Source organism: Pseudomonas sp. RW10S2 (assembly GCF_014268985.1).
Taxonomy (GTDB): Bacteria; Pseudomonadota; Gammaproteobacteria; order Pseudomonadales; family Pseudomonadaceae; genus Aquipseudomonas; species Aquipseudomonas wayambapalatensis.
On the sequence record NZ_JABWRO010000013.1, the window covers coordinates 1 to 16,837 of the forward strand.

The 16,837-nt window shown below is 63.9% G+C and carries 15 protein-coding genes; 3 read left to right on the top strand and 12 right to left on the bottom strand.

All coding sequences use genetic code 11. From position 1 onward, the window contains the following. Positions 1–59: 59 nt before the first annotated feature. Together HU729_RS04770 and HU729_RS04775 are read right to left on the bottom strand one after the other, a co-directional pair. Positions 60–437, bottom strand: coding sequence for a glycine zipper domain-containing protein (locus HU729_RS04770; RefSeq protein WP_186669443.1), 378 nt, complete (start codon positions 435–437; stop codon positions 60–62). A gap of 75 nt (positions 438–512) precedes the next feature. Next, positions 513–692, bottom strand: a complete 180-nt coding sequence (locus HU729_RS04775; protein WP_186669441.1) for a hypothetical protein — start codon at positions 690–692, stop codon at positions 513–515. 224 nt (positions 693–916) lie between these two features. Between HU729_RS04775 and HU729_RS04780 the strand changes: the two genes are divergently transcribed. Then, positions 917–2,062, top strand: coding sequence for a GGDEF domain-containing protein (locus HU729_RS04780; protein ID WP_186708636.1), 1,146 nt, complete (start codon positions 917–919; stop codon positions 2,060–2,062). 21 nt (positions 2,063–2,083) lie between these two features. Here the strand turns inward: HU729_RS04780 and HU729_RS04785 are convergent, their stop codons facing one another. The 3 genes from HU729_RS04785 to HU729_RS04795 form a co-directional block, all read right to left on the bottom strand. Then, positions 2,084–3,037 carry an ABC transporter substrate-binding protein gene (locus HU729_RS04785; protein ID WP_186669439.1) on the bottom strand — a complete coding sequence of 318 codons (954 nt, stop codon included), beginning with the start codon at positions 3,035–3,037 and terminating at the stop codon, positions 2,084–2,086. Between the two features lie 9 nt (positions 3,038–3,046). Next, positions 3,047–4,111 carry an LLM class flavin-dependent oxidoreductase gene (locus HU729_RS04790; RefSeq protein ID WP_186708669.1) on the bottom strand — a complete coding sequence of 355 codons (1,065 nt, stop codon included), beginning with the start codon at positions 4,109–4,111 and terminating at the stop codon, positions 3,047–3,049. Positions 4,112–4,289: 178 nt separating this feature from the next. Beyond that, complete coding sequence (locus HU729_RS04795; RefSeq protein ID WP_186708637.1) at positions 4,290–4,916, bottom strand: glutathione S-transferase; 627 nt, start codon at positions 4,914–4,916, stop codon at positions 4,290–4,292. A gap of 266 nt (positions 4,917–5,182) precedes the next feature. Between HU729_RS04795 and HU729_RS04800 the strand changes: the two genes are divergently transcribed. Then, positions 5,183–6,517, top strand: coding sequence for an OprD family porin (locus HU729_RS04800; RefSeq protein ID WP_186708638.1), 1,335 nt, complete (start codon positions 5,183–5,185; stop codon positions 6,515–6,517). A gap of 105 nt (positions 6,518–6,622) precedes the next feature. Here the strand turns inward: HU729_RS04800 and glsB are convergent, their stop codons facing one another. Beyond that, entirely contained in the window at positions 6,623–7,543 is a 921-nt protein-coding gene (glsB, locus tag HU729_RS04805; RefSeq protein WP_186669433.1) for a glutaminase B, read from the bottom strand. A 94-nt stretch (positions 7,544–7,637) separates the two neighbouring features. After that, complete coding sequence (locus HU729_RS04810; protein ID WP_186708639.1) at positions 7,638–9,611, bottom strand: DNA topoisomerase III; 1,974 nt, start codon at positions 9,609–9,611, stop codon at positions 7,638–7,640. 248 nt (positions 9,612–9,859) lie between these two features. On the opposite strand from HU729_RS04810, the gene HU729_RS04815 reads away from it, so the two are divergent. After that, on the top strand, positions 9,860–11,710 hold the full coding sequence (locus tag HU729_RS04815) for a polyurethanase (RefSeq protein WP_186708641.1): 1,851 nt from the start codon (positions 9,860–9,862) through the stop codon (positions 11,708–11,710). 135 nt (positions 11,711–11,845) lie between these two features. Here HU729_RS04815 and HU729_RS04820 read toward each other — a convergent pair whose 3' ends face one another. From HU729_RS04820 to mnmA, 5 genes are all read right to left on the bottom strand, one after another. Further along, a complete protein-coding gene (locus tag HU729_RS04820; RefSeq protein WP_054892342.1) occupies positions 11,846–12,280 on the bottom strand; it encodes a GNAT family N-acetyltransferase in 435 nt (144 codons plus the stop codon). Further along, positions 12,273–13,439, bottom strand: coding sequence for a cupin domain-containing protein (locus tag HU729_RS04825; RefSeq protein ID WP_186708643.1), 1,167 nt, complete (start codon positions 13,437–13,439; stop codon positions 12,273–12,275). The genes HU729_RS04820 and HU729_RS04825 overlap by 8 nt, the downstream gene beginning before the upstream one ends. An 81-nt stretch (positions 13,440–13,520) precedes the next feature. Continuing rightward, on the bottom strand, positions 13,521–14,891 hold the full coding sequence (gene purB / locus HU729_RS04830) for an adenylosuccinate lyase (RefSeq protein WP_186669844.1): 1,371 nt from the start codon (positions 14,889–14,891) through the stop codon (positions 13,521–13,523). Positions 14,892–15,077: 186 nt separating this feature from the next. Beyond that, positions 15,078–15,704, bottom strand: coding sequence for a high frequency lysogenization protein HflD (gene hflD / locus HU729_RS04835; protein ID WP_186669842.1), 627 nt, complete (start codon positions 15,702–15,704; stop codon positions 15,078–15,080). Next, positions 15,701–16,825 carry a tRNA 2-thiouridine(34) synthase MnmA gene (gene mnmA / locus HU729_RS04840; protein ID WP_186708645.1) on the bottom strand — a complete coding sequence of 375 codons (1,125 nt, stop codon included), beginning with the start codon at positions 16,823–16,825 and terminating at the stop codon, positions 15,701–15,703. The genes hflD and mnmA overlap by 4 nt, the downstream gene beginning before the upstream one ends. Between the last annotated feature and the right edge of the window lie 12 nt (positions 16,826–16,837).

Consider the following 16,837-nt stretch of genomic DNA (forward strand, 5'->3'; position numbering starts at 1 on the left):
AAGTCGGGGCGCCGAACCGCCGCTCCCACACGTACCGCTCCTGCAGGCGAGTGCGTCAATCAGTGGCGACGGTGTTTCTTGTTCTTGTCGCCCAGGTGGTTGCCGATCGCGCCGCCGGCTGCGCCGCCAAGGCCGGCGCCGATGGTCGAGCCATTGCTGCCGCCAAGTTTGCCGCCCACCAGCGAGCCGCCGGCCGACCCCAGGCCGCCACCGATGGCTGCTTCGGTGCGGTTGCCCTTGCGTGCGCCAACGGCGCTGCCGGCTGCGCCACCCAGGCCCGCGCCGATGGCGGCGCCGGTGCTGCCGCCGATCTGTTTGCCGACGACGTTGCCCAAGGCACCACCCAGGCCGCCGCCAATGGCTGCGGTACCGTCACCGGCGAACGCTCCCTGGCACAGCAGCAGGCCCAGGGCGAGGGAAGGCAGAGTCAGACGCATGATTTCATGAACCTCGAAGGAATCATCAGGGTTGAATGCCGCAGGTGTGCGGCGGATAGGGATTGGGCAGACGCTTCAGCGGTAATAACGGTCACGGTAGCGACGATCGTCGTCATCGCGATCATCGCGGTGATGATAACGGTGACGGTCGCGGTCGCCGTCACGCCAGCCATCGTCATCATGGTGGCGATGGCTGTGGCAACCGGCGAGGAGCACGACGGCGGCGATCAGCGAAACACTGGCAAGGCGTGGCATGGCGATGGAAATCCTTGATCCGCAAGGGTTTACGGGACAACTGCTGAGACCGGGCAGGATTCATTTGGTTTCAAAGCGGCACAAAATATTACCGCGCAAGGGACAGGCGGCGTGCCTGTGGGCTGCTGTTCTGTCCCGCTCGGTCATGGTCGCGGGCCTGCACGGCTCCTAGACTGTCAGGCAGGCCGCGACGAAGACGGCCATCTGCCACACGGTGAATCATGATGATCGCCCATACCCCTACGCTGTTCGCTGCGGTCGCGCTGGTGGCGACGATCCTGGCCTTCTGCCTGTTGCTGGTCGGGCAGTTCAACCGAGGCGACAACCTCTTGCTGACCGGTTGTGGGCTGTTGGCCCATGCCTTGGCCTATGTCTGTTACACGTTGTTCGGGCATGCGCCTCTGTGGGTGAGCTATGCCTTGGGCAACAGCCTGCTGTCGCTGGCGCTGGCGTTCTATTCAGCGAGCCTGTTCCGGATGCGCGAGCGCCCGGTGCCGTGGCGGCCTATCTTCGCCATTCCGCTGTTGATGCTGCTGGGCCTGATGTCGCTGCTCGAGACGGTGGAGCCGCGCATGCTGCTGGCGACCCTGGTGCTGATGTTGCAATGCGCGTTGATTCTCTACTGGGCCCGGCAACGGGCCCTGGGCAAGGGCCGGGCACACCTGCTGCTGGTGATCGGTGCTGCCATCAGCCTGGTGGGGCTGGGCATGCGGGTGGTGGCCGTGCTGGCGGGCACGGCGCAGGAGATGCGCTACGACACCAGCAACCTCAAGCAGACGGTGTCGGTGGCCATCGGCACGGTCACGGTGATGATGTATTCCATTGGTTTGGTGCTGATGGCCAAGGAGCGCAGCGAATCGCGCTTGCAGCACCTTGCCGGACACGACGTGCTGACCGGGACGGGTAATCGTCGCGCCATCCTGGAACGTTTCGAGCGTGAGCTGGAGCAGGCGCGCGTGGCGCAGTACAGCCTGGCCGTGGCGATGATCGATATCGATCACTTCAAGCGTATCAACGATGTGCACGGTCATCTGGCAGGGGACGAAGTGCTGTGTCACTGCGTGCGCCAGTTGCAGCAGAGGCTGCGCGAAGGGGACAGCCTGGGGCGCTACGGCGGCGAGGAGTTCCTGCTGCTGTTGCCACGAACCGAGGGGGAAGGCGCCCTGGCGGCGCTGAACGGCCTGCGCGAAGCCATGGCGAAGAACCCGGCGCGGTTCGCCGGGCTGGAGATCGAGCTGTGCTTCAGTGTCGGGCTCTGGTGCGGTGTGCCGGGTGAGGGTGATACCCCGGCACGGCTGATCGCCCAGGCCGATGCCGCGTTGTACCAGGCCAAGGCTGGCGGGCGCAATGCGGTGCGGCTGGCGGCTTGATCCTTCGCACTTACGGGGAGGCTACCGGGCGAATGCGCCGTCGAACGACGTGTCGATGATCGTGCCGGTGTCCAGGTGCTTGGGCAGGGTGCCGGTCTGGACAAGGAAGTCGGCGGTATCCTGGTAGTCCTTCGCGGCCTGCGCATCGACCGGGCCTACGCTCATGTCGGCCTGGCCGATCCAATGACGCGAGACGCTTTGGTCGAGGTTGGCTTTCTTGGCCCAGAGGTCGGCATAGGCTTCCTTGTGCTCACCGACCCAGGCCCGTGCTTTCTGCAGACGGCCCAGGAAGTCCTCGATGGCGGCGCGCTTGCTGTCGATCGAATCGTTGCGCGCCGCGATGCTGCTCAGGCCAGGCATCAGGCCCTGGGCGGTGACCAGCTTGCGCGCACCGGAAAACACGATCTGTTGCGAGATGTACGGTTCCCACACCGGGAAGGCATCGATACTGCCGTTGGGCAGTGCGGCGGCAGCATCGATTGGCATCAGTTTGACGAACTCGACGTAGTCATGCGGCAGGCCGGCCTTGTCCAGTGCGCGCAAGGTCAACTGCTGGCTCCAGGCGCCGGGCCAGTAGGCGACCTTCTTGCCCTTGAGGTCCGCAATGGTCTTGGCGGGGGAGTCCTTGGGCACCAGCAGGGCGATGGTGTCGAGGTTCTGCCGTGAGACGCCGATCAGCTTGACGGGTGCCCCTTTGGCGGCCAGGAACAGAAAGCCCGAGTCGCCGAGAAAACCGATGTCCAGGCCACCGGCCTCCAGCCCTTCGGCCACCGGTGCGGCCGACTGGAAGTGCTTGAACTCGACCTTGTAGGGCGCATCCTTGAGTGCCCCGGAGGCTTCCAGCGATGCGCGCACGTTGTAGTAGTTCTGGTCGCCGATGCGCAGGGTGACCTGCTCGGCGGCGATGGCTTGCGCCAGCGGGGTGCCAAGGAACAGGCCGGCGAGGGTGACGCGAATCAGGTGGTGCAGTTTCATGGGGCTTCCTCAGCTGGCCTGGCGAGTGTCCAGGCGTTCGATCTGGCGATGGATGGCGGGGATCAGGGTCTTGCCGTATTCGATGGTGTCGTTCAGTGGATCGAAGCCGCGGATCAGGAAGGTCGAGACGCCGAGCTTGTAGTACTCGCCCAGCGCCTGGGCGACCTGCTCGGGGGTGCCGACCAGCGCGGTGGAGTTCCAGCGTGCTCCGGTCAGGCGGGCAACGCCCATCCACAGGCGTTGATCGAGCACTTCGCCCTGGTGCGCGGCGGCCAACAGACGCTGGGAGCCGACGTTCTCGGGGTGATGGTCGTGCAGCGCTAGCCCGAGTTTCTGGCGTGCGTCGCGGACCTGTTCGAGGATTTCGGCGGCGCGCTTCCAGGCGGCTTCCTCGGTATCGGCGACGATGGGGCGGAACGATACCGAGAAGCGCGGGGCGCGCTGTTGCACGGCGGCAGCCTTGCGGACCTTGGCGATATGCTCAGCGACGGCGGCCAGGGGCTCGCCCCAGAGCATGTAGGTATCGGCATGTTGCGCGGCGACCCGCACCGCGGCATCCGATGAGCCGCTGAAGTAGATCGGAATATGCGGGCGCTGCACGGTCCTTACGGCGGGCGAGGCGGCGTTGAAACGGTAGAAGTCGCCGGCGAAGTCCACCGGTTGTTCGGCGGTCCAGATGGCTTTCAAGGCGTCGAGGTATTCACCGGTGCGCGCATAGCGGTGGTCGTGATCGAGGAAGTCGCCGTCGCGTTGCAGGTCCTGGTCATTGCCGCCGCTGACCACATTGAGGGCCAGGCGGCCCTTGCTGAACTGGTCGAGGGTCGCCAGTTGCCGTGCGGCCAGGGGCGGGCTGATCACCCCTGGACGGTAGGCGAGCAGGATACCCAGGCGCTCGGTGGCAGCGACGGCGAACGAACTGACGACGGCGCCTTCCGGCCCGTTGGAGAAGTAACCGACCAGAATCCGGTCGAAGCCTGCTGCTTCGTGGGCCTGGGCGAAGCGACGCACGTAGTCCGGATCGACCGCATCGCCCGTGGGTTGGTCGACCTCCGAGCCGGGTGACGCGGTGATCATGCCAAGGATTTCGACGCTCATTGCTGGGTTCCTTTGGTGGGACAAGGCTGCCTGGCGTTGAGCGGTTTATAAGAAAACGAGCTGGCCGGGCTTCTTCTTAGAATCTAACGGTCAGCGATAAATGATGGAAATTCATTTTTTGCATATTCTAATATGCAAAATAATTTTATTCCCCTGGTCAGGGCGTTCCGTTTCTGCCGTGCAGTCGATAGCCTTCCCGCTCGCTCAGGCGCGCGTAGTAGTCATCCACTGCAGGCAGGTGCGGGTGCTTGAACGGTGTCTGGAACCAGCGGTTTACCGACAACCCGATCGGAATGTCTGCCAGGGAGAGCGTTTTGCCGGCAACGTAGGCGCCGGTCTTTGCCAACTGCTGGTCGAGGATCTGCATATGTCGCGACCATTCGCCGATGCTGGCATTGAGCGCCTGTGCATCCTGATGCGCTGCCGACTGCCTGACCAGAGACATGAAGGCGTAGCTCCAGGAGCGGTTGAGATCGCTGGCCTGCCAGTCGATCCATTGATCGACACGCGCTCTGGCCACTGCGTCGGCCGGGTAAAGCCCTGCCGCTTGACCATAGCGGTTGGCGAGATAGCGGACGATGGTGTTGGACTCCCACAGCGTCAGGTCGCCGTCCTGGATCACCGGGACCATGGCATTGGGGTTCAGGGCCAGGAACTCCGGGGTCTGGGTCGACTGAAAACCTGAGCCCCAGTCTTCCTGTTCGAAAGGCACGCCGATTTCAGCGCAAGTCCAAAGCACCTTGCGCACGTTGATGGAGCTCGCCTTACCCAATATTCGCAGCATGTCATCATCCTTTTTGCATAGCGGCCGAAACAGCAGTGTGCTGTGGCGACCAAGCGTATCTCTAAAAGCCCTGCCTGCGGTCATGGAACTGAAACCTTTCTCCCTGCGGATGGTGGTTTTTTGCTAGCATTCGGTCCCTATAGCACAATCGAATAAAAATCTGTTTCGGTTGTTGTTAAAGTAATAACGCGTGACATTCAAACGTATCGAAAGTCGGCCCTCGCGTTCAGCGAGAGGCCTATAAGAAAAGCTAGAAAGGAGCACACATGTACAAATGCACATTGCCAGTGGCCGTTGCACTGGCCAGCCTGTCGCTGGGGGCGCAGGCTGCAGGTTTCGTGGAAGACAGCAAGGCTTCGGTCACTGCCCGTAACTTCTATATCAACTCCGACAACCGCAATGGCACTGCCAACCCGTCCAAGCAGGAAGAGTGGGGCCAAGGCTTCATCTTCAACTTCACCTCCGGCTACACCCAGGGCACCGTCGGCTTTGGTGTAGACGCCATCGGCCTGACCGGTTTCCGCCTGGATTCGGGCAAGGGCACCCACTACAACCCGACCAGCACTGCCAAGGGCGGTACTGTGTTCCCGACCGATTCCGATGGCCGCGCCGTTGACGACTTCAGCAGCCTGGGCGTAACCGGCAAGGTCAAGATCTCCAAGACCGAAGCCAAGCTCGGTGTACTGCAGCCCAAGCTGCCAGTAGTCACCTACAACGACGGTCGCCTGCTGCCGCAAACGTTTGAGGGTGGCCAGATCACCTCCAACGAGATCGACAACCTGACCCTGATCGGCGGCAAGCTCGACCACGCCAAGGGCCGTAACAGCACCAACATGGAGTCGCTGACCATTGCCGGTTCCAACGGCAACCCGGCCACCGCCACCTCCAACCGTCGCAGCAACGCGTTCTACTACGCCGGTGCCGACTACAAGCTGAGCAAGGACCTGCTGCTGCAGTACTACTACGGCAACCTGGACGACTTCTACAAACAGCACTTCCTGGGCCTGACCCACAACCTGGCGCTGCCGGTTGGTGCGTTGAAGTCCGACCTGCGTTACTTCTACAGCGATTCCGATGGCAAGAACGCCAGCACCGAAGGCCGCCTGGCTGGCTATCGCGCCTCGGGCTACCAGAACAACGGTGAAGTGGACAACCGCACCTGGAGCGCCAAGTTCACCTACTCGCTGGGCAGCCATGCACTGAGCGCCGGTTACCAGCGTGTCAACGGCACCAGCGACTTCCCGTTCCTGAACCAGGGCGACGGTGCTAGCGCCTACCTGATCACCGACGTGCAGATCGGCAAGTTCCTGCGTGCCGGCGAGCGCACCTGGCTGGCGCAATATGCCTACGACTTCGCCGCGCTGGGCGTACCAGGGCTGACCGCCAACGCCATCTACCTGAAAGGCACCAACGTCAACTCGGCGGGCTCGGACCGCTCGGAGTGGGAGCGTGATTTCAGCCTGGCCTATGTTGTTCAGGAAGGCACCTTCAAGGGCCTGGGCCTGCAGTGGCGTAACGCTTCGCTGCGCACTGACGTGGCCAACCAGCGCGACCAGGACGAAAACCGTCTGATCGTGAGCTACACCTACAACTTCCTCTGACATCGCGTCAGCCCGGTCACGGGTAGGTGTAATAAAACAAACCCCACCAGGGTTCTCCCTGGTGGGGTTTGTTTTTCATGGCGCGCTGCGCTCGAGGCGTCAGCCCTACAGCACTGCTGAAAACACCGAGCCAGTGATCCGTTCGCTGAGCAGTTCCAAGGCCCGCAGCCCCGCCAGCGAGTTGCCTGAGGCGTTCAGCGCCGGTGACCACACGCAGATGCTGTAGCGCCCCGGCACTACCGCGACAATGCCGCCGCCCACTCCACTTTTGCCCGGCAGGCCCACACGGTAGGCGAAGTTACCCGCCTCGTCGTACAGCCCGCTGGTGGCCATGATCGCATTCACCTGTTGCGCCTGGCGCGGGCTGAGCACGTGCTCGCCGCTGTGCGGGCAATAGCCGCTGTTGGCCAGGAACGCAAAGCCACGGGCGACGTCCACGCAATTCATCGACAGCGCACAATGATGGAAGTAGCTGCGCAGCACGGCGTCGACATCGTTGTGGAAGTTGCCGAACGCCTGCATCAGGTAGGCCATGGCGGCGTTGCGGGCGCGGTGCTGGTATTCGGAGTCGGCCACGACCGGGTCGCTGACGATGCGTGGGTTGGCTGTCAGGCGGCGAACGAAGTCGCGCATCGACAAGGTCGGGGTGGCATAGCGCGACTGGTTGATGTCGCAGATCACCAGCGCGCCGGCATTGATGAAAGGATTGCGTGGGCGACCTTTCTCCACCTCCAGCTGTACCAGCGAGTTGAACGCCTGCCCGGAGGGCTCGTAGCCCAGGCGCGACCAGATATCCTCGCCGCTGTGGTTGATCGCCTGGACCAGGCTGAAGACCTTGGAGATGCTCTGGATCGAGAAGGGCGTATGGGCATCGCCGGCGCAGTGCAGCTGGCCGTCCAGGCTCTGTACGGCGATGCCGAGTTGTTGCGGGTCGACCTGGGCGAGGGCGGGAATGTACTGGGCGACCTGGCCCTGGCTGAGCAGCGGGCGGACCTGGTCGAGGATTTCTTGCAGTAATGCTTGCATGGGGGCCTGCGCGGAGCGGGTGATGGGGCTCAGGGGTTGTCTGCTGTACAAGACGAGCGTTGGCGAGGCGGCGACACACCCCGTGAGGTGATCGTCAGCTGGATTTGCCCGAAGGGCGTCTTGTGGATTTGCTTGCACGGGGCGCTGCTTTGCTGCCGGCGGTTTTGCCTTTACCGCTGCTGCGGCGTTTTTTCTTCCAGGGTGCACCCTTGCCACCGGCAGGCAGGGGCGGGCCGCTGATGGTCAGGCGCATTCCCGCGCAGCGTTGCACCAGCTTGCCCATCCAGGCCGATTGCCGGGTGACGAACTCTTCCAGGCTCATTTCGCCGCTCTGCACCATGTCCAGCGCCTGTTCCCAGATCGCGGTGGTGCCGGGGTCGGCGATGGCCCGGGGTACGACGTCGATCAGGCTGAAGGCTGCGGGCGTGGCGGACAGCGCCTTGCCGTTCTTGACCAGGTAGCCGCGGTCGAGCAGGCCCTGGATGATGCTGGCCCGGGTCGCTTCGGTACCGATGCCGGTGGTTTCCTTGAGTTTCTGCTTGAGCCGCGGGTCATCCACCAGCTTGGCGACGTTCTTCATTGCCTTGATCAGGTCGCCCTCGGTGAACGGCTTCGGTGGCTGGGTCCACAGGTCTTTCAGTTGCAGTTCCTGCACCCTGCAGTCGTCGCCCTCGCGCAGTTGCGGCAGGATTTGCGCGGGTGGTGCTTCGCGGCCCTTGGTTGGGGTCAGTGCCTCGGGCAGGGCGCGGCGCCAGCCGGGCTCGACGATCTGCTTGCCCACTGCACGCAGGGCGTGGCCGGCACAGTCCAGGTCGGCCTGGGTGCGGTCGTACTCGTGATTGGGCAGGAACTGCGCCAGGTAGCGTGCCCGGATCAGGGTATAGACCGCTTTGTGCTTGGGTGGCAGGCGCGCAGGATCGCTGGCGGCGGCGGTGGGGATGATGCCGTGGTGGGCGCTGACCTTGGCGTCGTTCCAGGCGCGGGAGCGGCGGTGCGGCTCCAGGTGCGCCTGCAATGGCGCAAGGCTTGTGTCGGCGCGTTGCAGGGCGGCGAGAATGGCGGGCGCTTCAGCGTGCTGGCTAAGCGGCAGGTAGCCGCAGTCGCTGCGCGGATAGGTGATCAGCTTGTGGGTTTCGTAGAGTGCCTGGGCGATGTCGAGGGTTTCCTGGGCGCCAAGGCCGAATTTCTTCGAGCACAGCTCCTGCAGGGTGCCGAGGTCGAAGGGCAGTGGTGCGGCCTCGCGCACACGCTCGGTCTGTACCTGGAGCACCTGTGCGCTACCTGCGGCCTGCATCTGGGTGGCGGCCTGCTGGGCGAGTGCCTGGTTGAGGCAGCGGCCCTGGTCGTCGCAGGCGTCTTGCGGTGCACGCCATTGGGCAGTGAACAGGTTGCCTGTGTGTGCCAGTTGCACTTCGATGGCCCAGAACGGTACGGGCACGAAATCGGCGATGCTGCGGTCGCGGTCCACCACCAGGCGCAGTGTCGGAGTCTGTACCCGCCCAACCGGCAGCACGCCCTGGTAGCCGGATTGGCGGCCAAGCAGGGTGAACAGGCGGCTCATGTTCATGCCGATCAACCAGTCGGCCCGCGAGCGACCAAGGGCGGAATGATAGAGACTGAAGGTTTCGCTGCCGGGGCGCAGGCGCGCCAGCGCCTTGCGGATCGAGGCGTCATCGAGTGCGCAGAGCCACAGGCGCTGGATCGGGCCACGGTAGCGGCAATGCTCGACCAGTTCGCGGGCGATCATCTCGCCTTCGCGATCGGCGTCGGTGGCGATCACCAGCTCCCGGGCCTCGCCGAGCAGACGCTTGACCGCCTTGAACTGGCTGGCGGTCTTGGGCTTGACCAGCATCTTCCATTTTTCCGGAATGATCGGCAGGTCGTCGAGCGACCAGCGCTTGTAGCGCGCGTCGTAGCTGTCGGGCGGTGCGGTTTCGAGCAGGTGGCCGATGCACCAGGTGACGCAGACATCGGTGCCTTGCCAGCAGCCGTCGGCCTTGCGGTTGGCACCCAGTACCTTGGCGATGTCTTTTGCCTGGGAGGGCTTTTCACACAGAAAAAGGCGCATGGCCGTGAACGCTTCATCGAGGTTGATGGCGACTAGGATGCGCAAGACAGGGCGTGCAGGCAAGATTTATCTGTATGCATGTACAGCTTGTGCCAGGAAATATGTCCGCAGGTTTGGCACGAATGCCTCGGCATCGGGCTTGGATGACCGGCCGGTACCGTGCCAGCTTTGTCGTTCGCCTGCCAGATGTGTCAATGGACGATGTCGCTTGGGGGCCTTCACTCCAACCACAACAAGGAAGTCAGATCATGCCTCTGTTCGATTACCGTCAGCTCGACGGTGCTGCCTCCTCCGCACTCTACAAGGATGCCATGGCCCTGGCGGTCTATGCCTACCATGGTATCGACGACGGTTTTTCCGCCGGCTACCAGAAGCACGGCTTCGGCCTCGGGTTGCCGGCAACTTTGGTCAAGGCCCTGATCGGCGGCACCGACAGCCAGGGCGTGATTCCTGGCATCCCCTGGAATCCCGACTCCGAGGCCAAGGCCCTGGCGCAGGTCAAGGCGGCTGGCTGGACGCCGATCAGCGCCGCACAGTTGGGTTACCAGGGCAAGACCGATGCGCGTGGCACCTTCCATGGCGAGGCGCCGGGCTACACCTCGGCGCAGGTCGAGGTGCTCGGCCGCTATGCAGGCGATGGCCAGCTCATTGGCCTCGGCATCGCCTTTCGTGGCACCAGCGGCCCGCGGGAGAATCTGATTGGCGACACCCTCGGCGATGTCATCAACGACCTGCTGGCAGCGCTGGGGCCAGCCGACTACTCACGCAACTACGTCGGCAATGCTTTCGACCGCCTGCTGGGCGATGTCGCGACGTTCGCCAGGGCCCACGGCTTGTCAGGTGCCGATATCACCGTCAGCGGCCACAGCCTTGGCGGGCTGGCGGTCAACAGCCTGGCCGACCTCAGTGTTTCGCGCTGGGGCGGCTTCTACCAGGATGCCCGCTATGTTGCCTTCGCCTCGCCCACGCAGGCTGCCGATCCCGACAAGGTGCTCAATATCGGTTACGAGAACGATCCTGTATTTCGCGTGCTCGACGGCACGGCGCTGACCTGGGCGACCCTGGGCGTGCACGATGCCGCCAAGCCTTCGACCACTGACAACATCGTCAATTTCAATGACCACTACGCTTCCGACGCGTGGAACCTGCTGCCGTTTTCCATCGGCAATATCGCCACCTGGCTCTCGCACCTGCCGGCAGCCTACGCCGATGGCCTGGGTCGGGTAGTGGATTCGCCGTTCTACCCCTGGACCAGCCGCGACTCCACCGTCGTGGTCAGCAACCTGTCCGACGCCACCCGCGGCTCGACCTGGGTACAGGACCTCAATCGCAACGCCGAGCCGCACTCCGGCAGTACCTTCATTGTCGGTTCGGCCCAGGACGACCTGATCCGCGGTGGGCGCGGCAACGACTACCTGTATGGCGGTGCTGGCAATGACACTTTTCGCGACGACGGCGGGTTCAACCTGATAGACGGTGGCGCCGGGCATGACACCCTGCACCTGGGAGATGCACTGGCGCGCTTCTCGGTCGCCCGGGATGGCGAGGGTACGCTGTATGTGCGCGATGCCGATGGAGGGATCAGCCAGGTGCGCAATATCGAGTCGCTGGTGAGCAAGGAAAGCAGCCTGGTGTTCTTCAGCAAGGACGTCAGTCACGCCGTGACCGCCAATGGGCTGCTCAGCAGCGGCAAGCTGGACCCCTATGCCCTGTCGGTCAGCGGTGGGCAAGGTAATGACCAGTTGGTGGCGGGCAACCAAGGGCAGTGGCTGTTCGGCCTGGGCGGCGATGATCGTCTGGTGGGTGGGGCAGGCAACGATGTGCTGGTGGGCGGCGCGGGGAATGATGTGTTGAGTGGCGGCGGTGGGCGGGACACCTTTCTGTTCAGCGGGCACTTCGGGCAGGACCGGGTACTGGATTTCACCGGCCAGGACCGGTTGGTGTTCATGGGCGTGGAAGGCGGGACGGCAGCGCCGGATTGGCGTGACCATCTGAGTCGGGTGGGGGATGATCTGGTGCTGACGTTCGGGCGCGATAGCGTGACGTTGGTGGGGATCGCGGGGCAGGGGGTGGGGGATGGGCAGATCGTGATTGGCTGAGCAAGGGTGGGGCTGCGCTGCGGCCCAATCGCGGGCAAGCCCAGTCCCACAGGCCCTCCGCGCCGTTCAGAGCAGCGGTGAAGCTGTGGGAGCGGGCTTGCCCGCGATTGGGCCGGCAGCGCCGGCCCTTTCCGATCAGGCGATCTCGCGCGAATCGCGAACCATGTCCACGTGCGGAATGCCGGCCTCTAGGAACTCTTCGCTGACCACCTTGAAGCCCAGGCGCTCGTAGAAGGGCGTAGCGTGTACCTGGGCGCTGAGCATCTGCTGCTTGAGGTCCCGGTTCTGCGCTTCGATGATGACCGCGTTCATCAACGCGTCACCGACTTTCAAGCCGCGCCAGTCCTTGAGCACCGACACTCGACCGATGGTGCCGTCTGGCAACAGGCGCGCGGTGCCGATCGGATAGTCACCTTCCATGGCCAGGAAATGCACGGCGGTGGGGTCTTCGGCATCGAACTCCAGCTCCGGCGGCACGTGCTGCTCGGCGACGAACACCGCGCTGCGGATACGGTGGATATCGGCGTTGTCTTTATGCCAGTCGGCGAGGCGAACGCGGATCTTATTCATTGGCAAATCCCAGGCTTCCTTGTTGGACCAGCTGGCAGACCAGCGTCAGGCCCTCTTCATCTGCGAGCCACTCTACAAGGTTTTCGCTGTGCAGGGCGTCGGCTGAACAAATCAGTTGCAAAAGAGCGCGCAGGTGACCGGACAGCAGGCGGCTCTGGCCGCTGGCGAACAGCAGCAGGTTGTCATCGACTTCCGACCAGGCCAGGCGCGCGCTCGGGTTGCGCACCAGGATCGCGCCCTGTTCGAGATAATTGATCAGCTCTTCCTCGCTCAGCGCTTCGCCTGCAACCTGCTCGGGGTAGCGCGGCTCGGTCATGAACTGGCCGAACCAGGTCAGCAGCAATCGCTCGTCACCCATGTGCTCGGCCAGCAGGGCCTTGAGGCGGTCGAGGGCATCGTGCTGAATTTGGTGCGGATCGCTGACAGGCTGGGCGTCGGCGTCGCTGTAGCGCTCCTCGTCAGGCAGGAACTGGCTGAGGAAGTCGGTGAAGTGGGTCAGCACTTCGGCAGCGCTTGGCGCGCGGAAGCCGACCGAGTAGGTCAGGCAGTCATCCACGGCCACGCCGTAGTGGGCCAGGCGCGGCGGCAGGTAGAGCATGTCGCCCGGCTCAAGGGTCCACTCGTCGCTCTGCTCGAAGTCGGCGAGGATACGCAGGTCGGCGTGCTCGATCAGCGGGCTGTCGCTGTTGCACATCTGGCCAACTTTCCAGTTGCGCTTGCCGTGGCCTTGCAGCAGGAATACGTCGTAGTTGTCGAAGTGCGGGCCGACGCTGCCACCAGGGGCGGCGAAGCTGATCATCACATCGTCGATACGCCAGCTGGGCAGGAAGCGGAAATTTTCCAGCAGCTCGGCTACTTCCGGGACGAACTGGTCCACGGCTTGTACCAGCAGGGTCCAGTCACGCTCGGGCAGGGTGGCGAAGGTGTCTTCCTCGAACGGGCCGCGACGCAGCTCCCAGGGGCGCTCGCCGTGCTCCAGCACCAGGCGCGATTCGACCTCTTCTTCCAGGGCCAGGCCGGCCAGTTCGTCCGGATCGATCGGGCTTTCGAAGTCGGTGAAGGCCTGGCGCACCAGCAGGGGCTTCTTCTGCCAGTAGTCGCGCAGGAATTCACGAGCGGTGAGGCCGCCAAGCAGCTGCAGTGGAGTATCAGGATTCATGTTCAACCTATTGAAAAAACGTAATTTTCGTCCGGGAATAAAAACGCCCGGCTGAGCCGGGCGTTGTACGCAGGGCGCAGATTAGATGCGTTTGGCCTGGGCGGCTGCGTTGCCGATGTAGGTGGCGGGGGTGAGCAGCTTGAGCTCGGCCTTGGCGTCGGCCGGCATGTCCAGGCCGTCGATGAAGGTCAGCAGCGCTTCTGGGGTGATGCCCTTGCCACGGGTCAGCTCCTTGAGCTTCTCGTAGGGGTTCTCGATGTTGAAGCGGCGCATGACGGTCTGGATTGGCTCGGCCAGTACTTCCCAGCAAGCGTCGAGGTCGGCGGCGATGCGCGCTTCGTTGACTTCCAGCTTGCCGATGCCCTTCAGGCTGGCTTCATAGGCGATGACGCTATGGGCGAAGCCCACGCCCAGGTTGCGCAGCACGGTGGAATCGGTCAGGTCGCGCTGCCAGCGCGAGATCGGCAGCTTGCTGGCCAGGTGCTGGAACAGCGCGTTGGCGATACCGAGGTTGCCTTCGGAGTTCTCGAAGTCGATCGGGTTGACCTTGTGCGGCATGGTCGAGGAGCCGATTTCGCCAGCGACTGTCTTCTGCTTGAAGTAGCCCAGCGAGATGTAGCCCCAGACGTCGCGGTCGAAGTCGATGAGGATGGTGTTGAAGCGCGCGATCGCATCGAACAGCTCGGCGATGTAGTCGTGCGGTTCGATCTGGGTGGTGTACGGGTTGAACTGCAGGCCCAGTTCGTCTTCGATGAAGGCGCGGGCGTTCTGCTCCCAGTCGATCTGCGAGTAGGCCGACAGGTGGGCGTTGTAGTTGCCCACGGCGCCGTTGATCTTGCCCAGCAGCGGCACGGCGGCGACCTGAGCGATCTGACGCTCCAGGCGGTAGACGACGTTGGCCAGCTCTTTGCCCAGGGTGGTCGGCGAGGCCGGCTGGCCGTGGGTGCGCGACAGCATCGGCACGTCGGCGTGAGCGTGGGCCAGGGCGCGGATGGCGTCGGCGATCTGGCGCATCAGCGGCAGCAGCACCTCGTCACGGCCGGCGCGCAGCATCAGGGCGTGGGACAGGTTGTTGATGTCCTCGCTGGTGCAGGCGAAGTGGATGAACTCGCTGACCTTGGCCAGCTCGGGCAGCTTGGCGGCCTGCTCCTTGAGGAGGTATTCGATCGCCTTGACGTCGTGGTTGGTGGTGCGCTCGATTTCTTTCACGCGCTCGGCGTGCTCGAGCTTGAAGTCGGTCGCCAGGCTGTCCAGCAGGGCGTTGGCTTCGGCGGAGAACGCCGGCACTTCGCCGATCTGCGGGTGGGCAGCCAGACGCTGCAACCAGCGCACTTCGACCAGGGCGCGGAAACGGATCAGGCCGAATTCGCTGAAGATGGGGCGCAAGGCCTGGGTTTTGCCGGCGTAACGGCCGTCTACAGGGGAAACCGCAGTGAGCGAAGAGAGCTGCATGGGGTGTTCTCGGACAGTCAGGCTTTTGGAAGGGCGCATATCATACATGAAAATTGCGCCTGGGTCGGGTGGCTGACCAAAGGTCGGCCGTCGAAACGCGTGTCGCGGTTCCTGTGGGAGCGCGCTTGCCCGCGAATGCGGCGGTGAATCCGGCATCGCATTCGCGGGCAAGCCCGCTCCTACAGGTCAGGAAGGCGCACGCATCATGTCGTACAGTTCATTGAGCAACTTGCGGCGGCTGAACACCAACTGCCAGCGATGCCCGCCCAACTGGCGCCACAGGCGGGCGGCGCGGATGCCTGCCAGCAGCAGGGCACGGATCTTCGAGGCGTTGCTGGCCTGCTGCAGGAAGCGCATGTCGCCGTGTACCTGGATGCGCTGACGCAGGGTGCTCAGGGTGTCCTGGTACAAGGCTCCGCTGGAAGCGATGACATTTTCGTGAACCAGGCCGAAATGATCGGCTTGCGACTGGATCTGCGGCAGGCGATTGCCGATGGTGTCGAGCAGGTCGCCACGCTTGGCCAGCTGGCGCTCCAGACCCAGCATGGACAGTGCGTAGCGCAGCGGCTCGCGTTGCAGGCTGCTGGGGTCGCGCTCCAGGGCGCCGACCAGTGCACGGTAGCCGTCGCGCAGGTTCAGGTCGTCGCCGCCGAACACTTCCAGGGTGTTGTTCGGGTCGCGTACCAGCAGGCTGCCGAGCATGCAGCCGATATTGGCTTCGCTGGCCTGCCCGGTGCGGGCGATACGATCGACCAGCACCGCGGCCTGGAACACGCCACCAAGGGCGATCAGTTGCTCCTGCAGATTGCTCATGCGCGTGGGCTCCACGGCTCGGCGCTCTCGATCACGCCGCCGCCCAGGCACACTTCGCCGTCATAGAACACTACGGATTGACCCGGCGTCACAGCGCGTTGTGGCTCGTCGAACACTGCGCGGTAGCCGTTCGCGGTGCGTTCCAGGGTGCAGTGCTGGTCGCTCTGGCGGTAGCGCACCTTGGCGGTGAGTCGGCGTGGGCTGCTCAGGTCGACTGGGTTGACCCAGAAGATGTCCGAGGCGAGCAGGGCGCGGGAGAACAGCCAAGGATGTTCGTTGCCCTGGCCCACCACCAGCACATTGCGCGCCAGGTCTTTTTCCAGCACGTACCAGGGTTCGTCGCCGGCGTCTTTCAGGCCGCCAATGCCCAGGCCCTGGCGCTGGCCGATGGTGTGGTACATCAGGCCGTGGTGCTGGCCGATCACTTCGCCGTCGGTGGTCTGGATCTCGCCGGGTTGGGCGGGCAGGTACTGCTTGAGGAAGTCGCTGAAGCGGCGCTCGCCGATGAAGCAGATGCCGGTGGAGTCTTTCTTCTTCGCCGTGGCCAGGCCGTTTTTCTCGGCGATGGCGCGTACCTCGGGCTTTTCCAGCTCGCCAACGGGGAACAGGGTGCGGGCGATTTCCGCGCCGCCCACGGCATGCAGGAAGTAGCTCTGGTCCTTGTTCGGGTCCAGGCCTTTGAGCAGTTCGGTCAGCTCGCCGGTATCACGGCGGCGTACGTAGTGGCCGGTGGCAATCAGGTCGGCACCCAACGACAGGGCGTAGTCCAGGAAGGCCTTGAACTTGATTTCGCGGTTGCAGAGGATGTCCGGGTTGGGGGTACGGCCGGCTTTGTACTCTTCGAGGAAGTGCTCGAACACGTTGTCCCAGTACTCGGCAGCGAAGTTGGCGGTGTGCAGCTTGATGCCGATGCGATCGCACACGGCCTGGGCATCGGCCAGGTCTTCGCGGGCGGTGCAGTACTCGGTGCCGTCGTCCTCCTCCCAGTTCTTCATGAACAGACCTTCCACCTGGTAGCCCTGCTCCATGAGCAGAAGGGCGGAGACGGAAGAGTCCACGCCGCCGGACATGCCGACGATGACGCGGGTCCTGGAGGGGTCTTTGGGTGCTGGGCTGGTCATGGCTACCGATGT

Coding starts and splice junctions, on each gene's coding strand:
- HU729_RS04770 (WP_186669443.1), bottom strand. CDS start 437: ATGCGTCTGACTCTGCCTTCCCTCGCCCTGGGCCTGCTGCTGTGCCAG.
- HU729_RS04800 (WP_186708638.1), top strand. CDS start 5,183: ATGTACAAATGCACATTGCCAGTGGCCGTTGCACTGGCCAGCCTGTCG.
- HU729_RS04775 (WP_186669441.1), bottom strand. CDS start 692: ATGCCACGCCTTGCCAGTGTTTCGCTGATCGCCGCCGTCGTGCTCCTC.
- purB (WP_186669844.1), bottom strand. CDS start 14,891: ATGCAGCTCTCTTCGCTCACTGCGGTTTCCCCTGTAGACGGCCGTTAC.
- HU729_RS04795 (WP_186708637.1), bottom strand. CDS start 4,916: ATGCTGCGAATATTGGGTAAGGCGAGCTCCATCAACGTGCGCAAGGTG.
- HU729_RS04810 (WP_186708639.1), bottom strand. CDS start 9,611: ATGCGCCTTTTTCTGTGTGAAAAGCCCTCCCAGGCAAAAGACATCGCC.
- hflD (WP_186669842.1), bottom strand. CDS start 15,704: ATGAGCAATCTGCAGGAGCAACTGATCGCCCTTGGTGGCGTGTTCCAG.
- HU729_RS04790 (WP_186708669.1), bottom strand. CDS start 4,111: ATGATCACCGCGTCACCCGGCTCGGAGGTCGACCAACCCACGGGCGAT.
- HU729_RS04785 (WP_186669439.1), bottom strand. CDS start 3,037: ATGAAACTGCACCACCTGATTCGCGTCACCCTCGCCGGCCTGTTCCTT.
- HU729_RS04780 (WP_186708636.1), top strand. CDS start 917: ATGATCGCCCATACCCCTACGCTGTTCGCTGCGGTCGCGCTGGTGGCG.
- HU729_RS04825 (WP_186708643.1), bottom strand. CDS start 13,439: ATGAATCCTGATACTCCACTGCAGCTGCTTGGCGGCCTCACCGCTCGT.
- mnmA (WP_186708645.1), bottom strand. CDS start 16,825: ATGACCAGCCCAGCACCCAAAGACCCCTCCAGGACCCGCGTCATCGTC.
- glsB (WP_186669433.1), bottom strand. CDS start 7,543: ATGCAAGCATTACTGCAAGAAATCCTCGACCAGGTCCGCCCGCTGCTC.
- HU729_RS04820 (WP_054892342.1), bottom strand. CDS start 12,280: ATGAATAAGATCCGCGTTCGCCTCGCCGACTGGCATAAAGACAACGCC.
- HU729_RS04815 (WP_186708641.1), top strand. CDS start 9,860: ATGCCTCTGTTCGATTACCGTCAGCTCGACGGTGCTGCCTCCTCCGCA.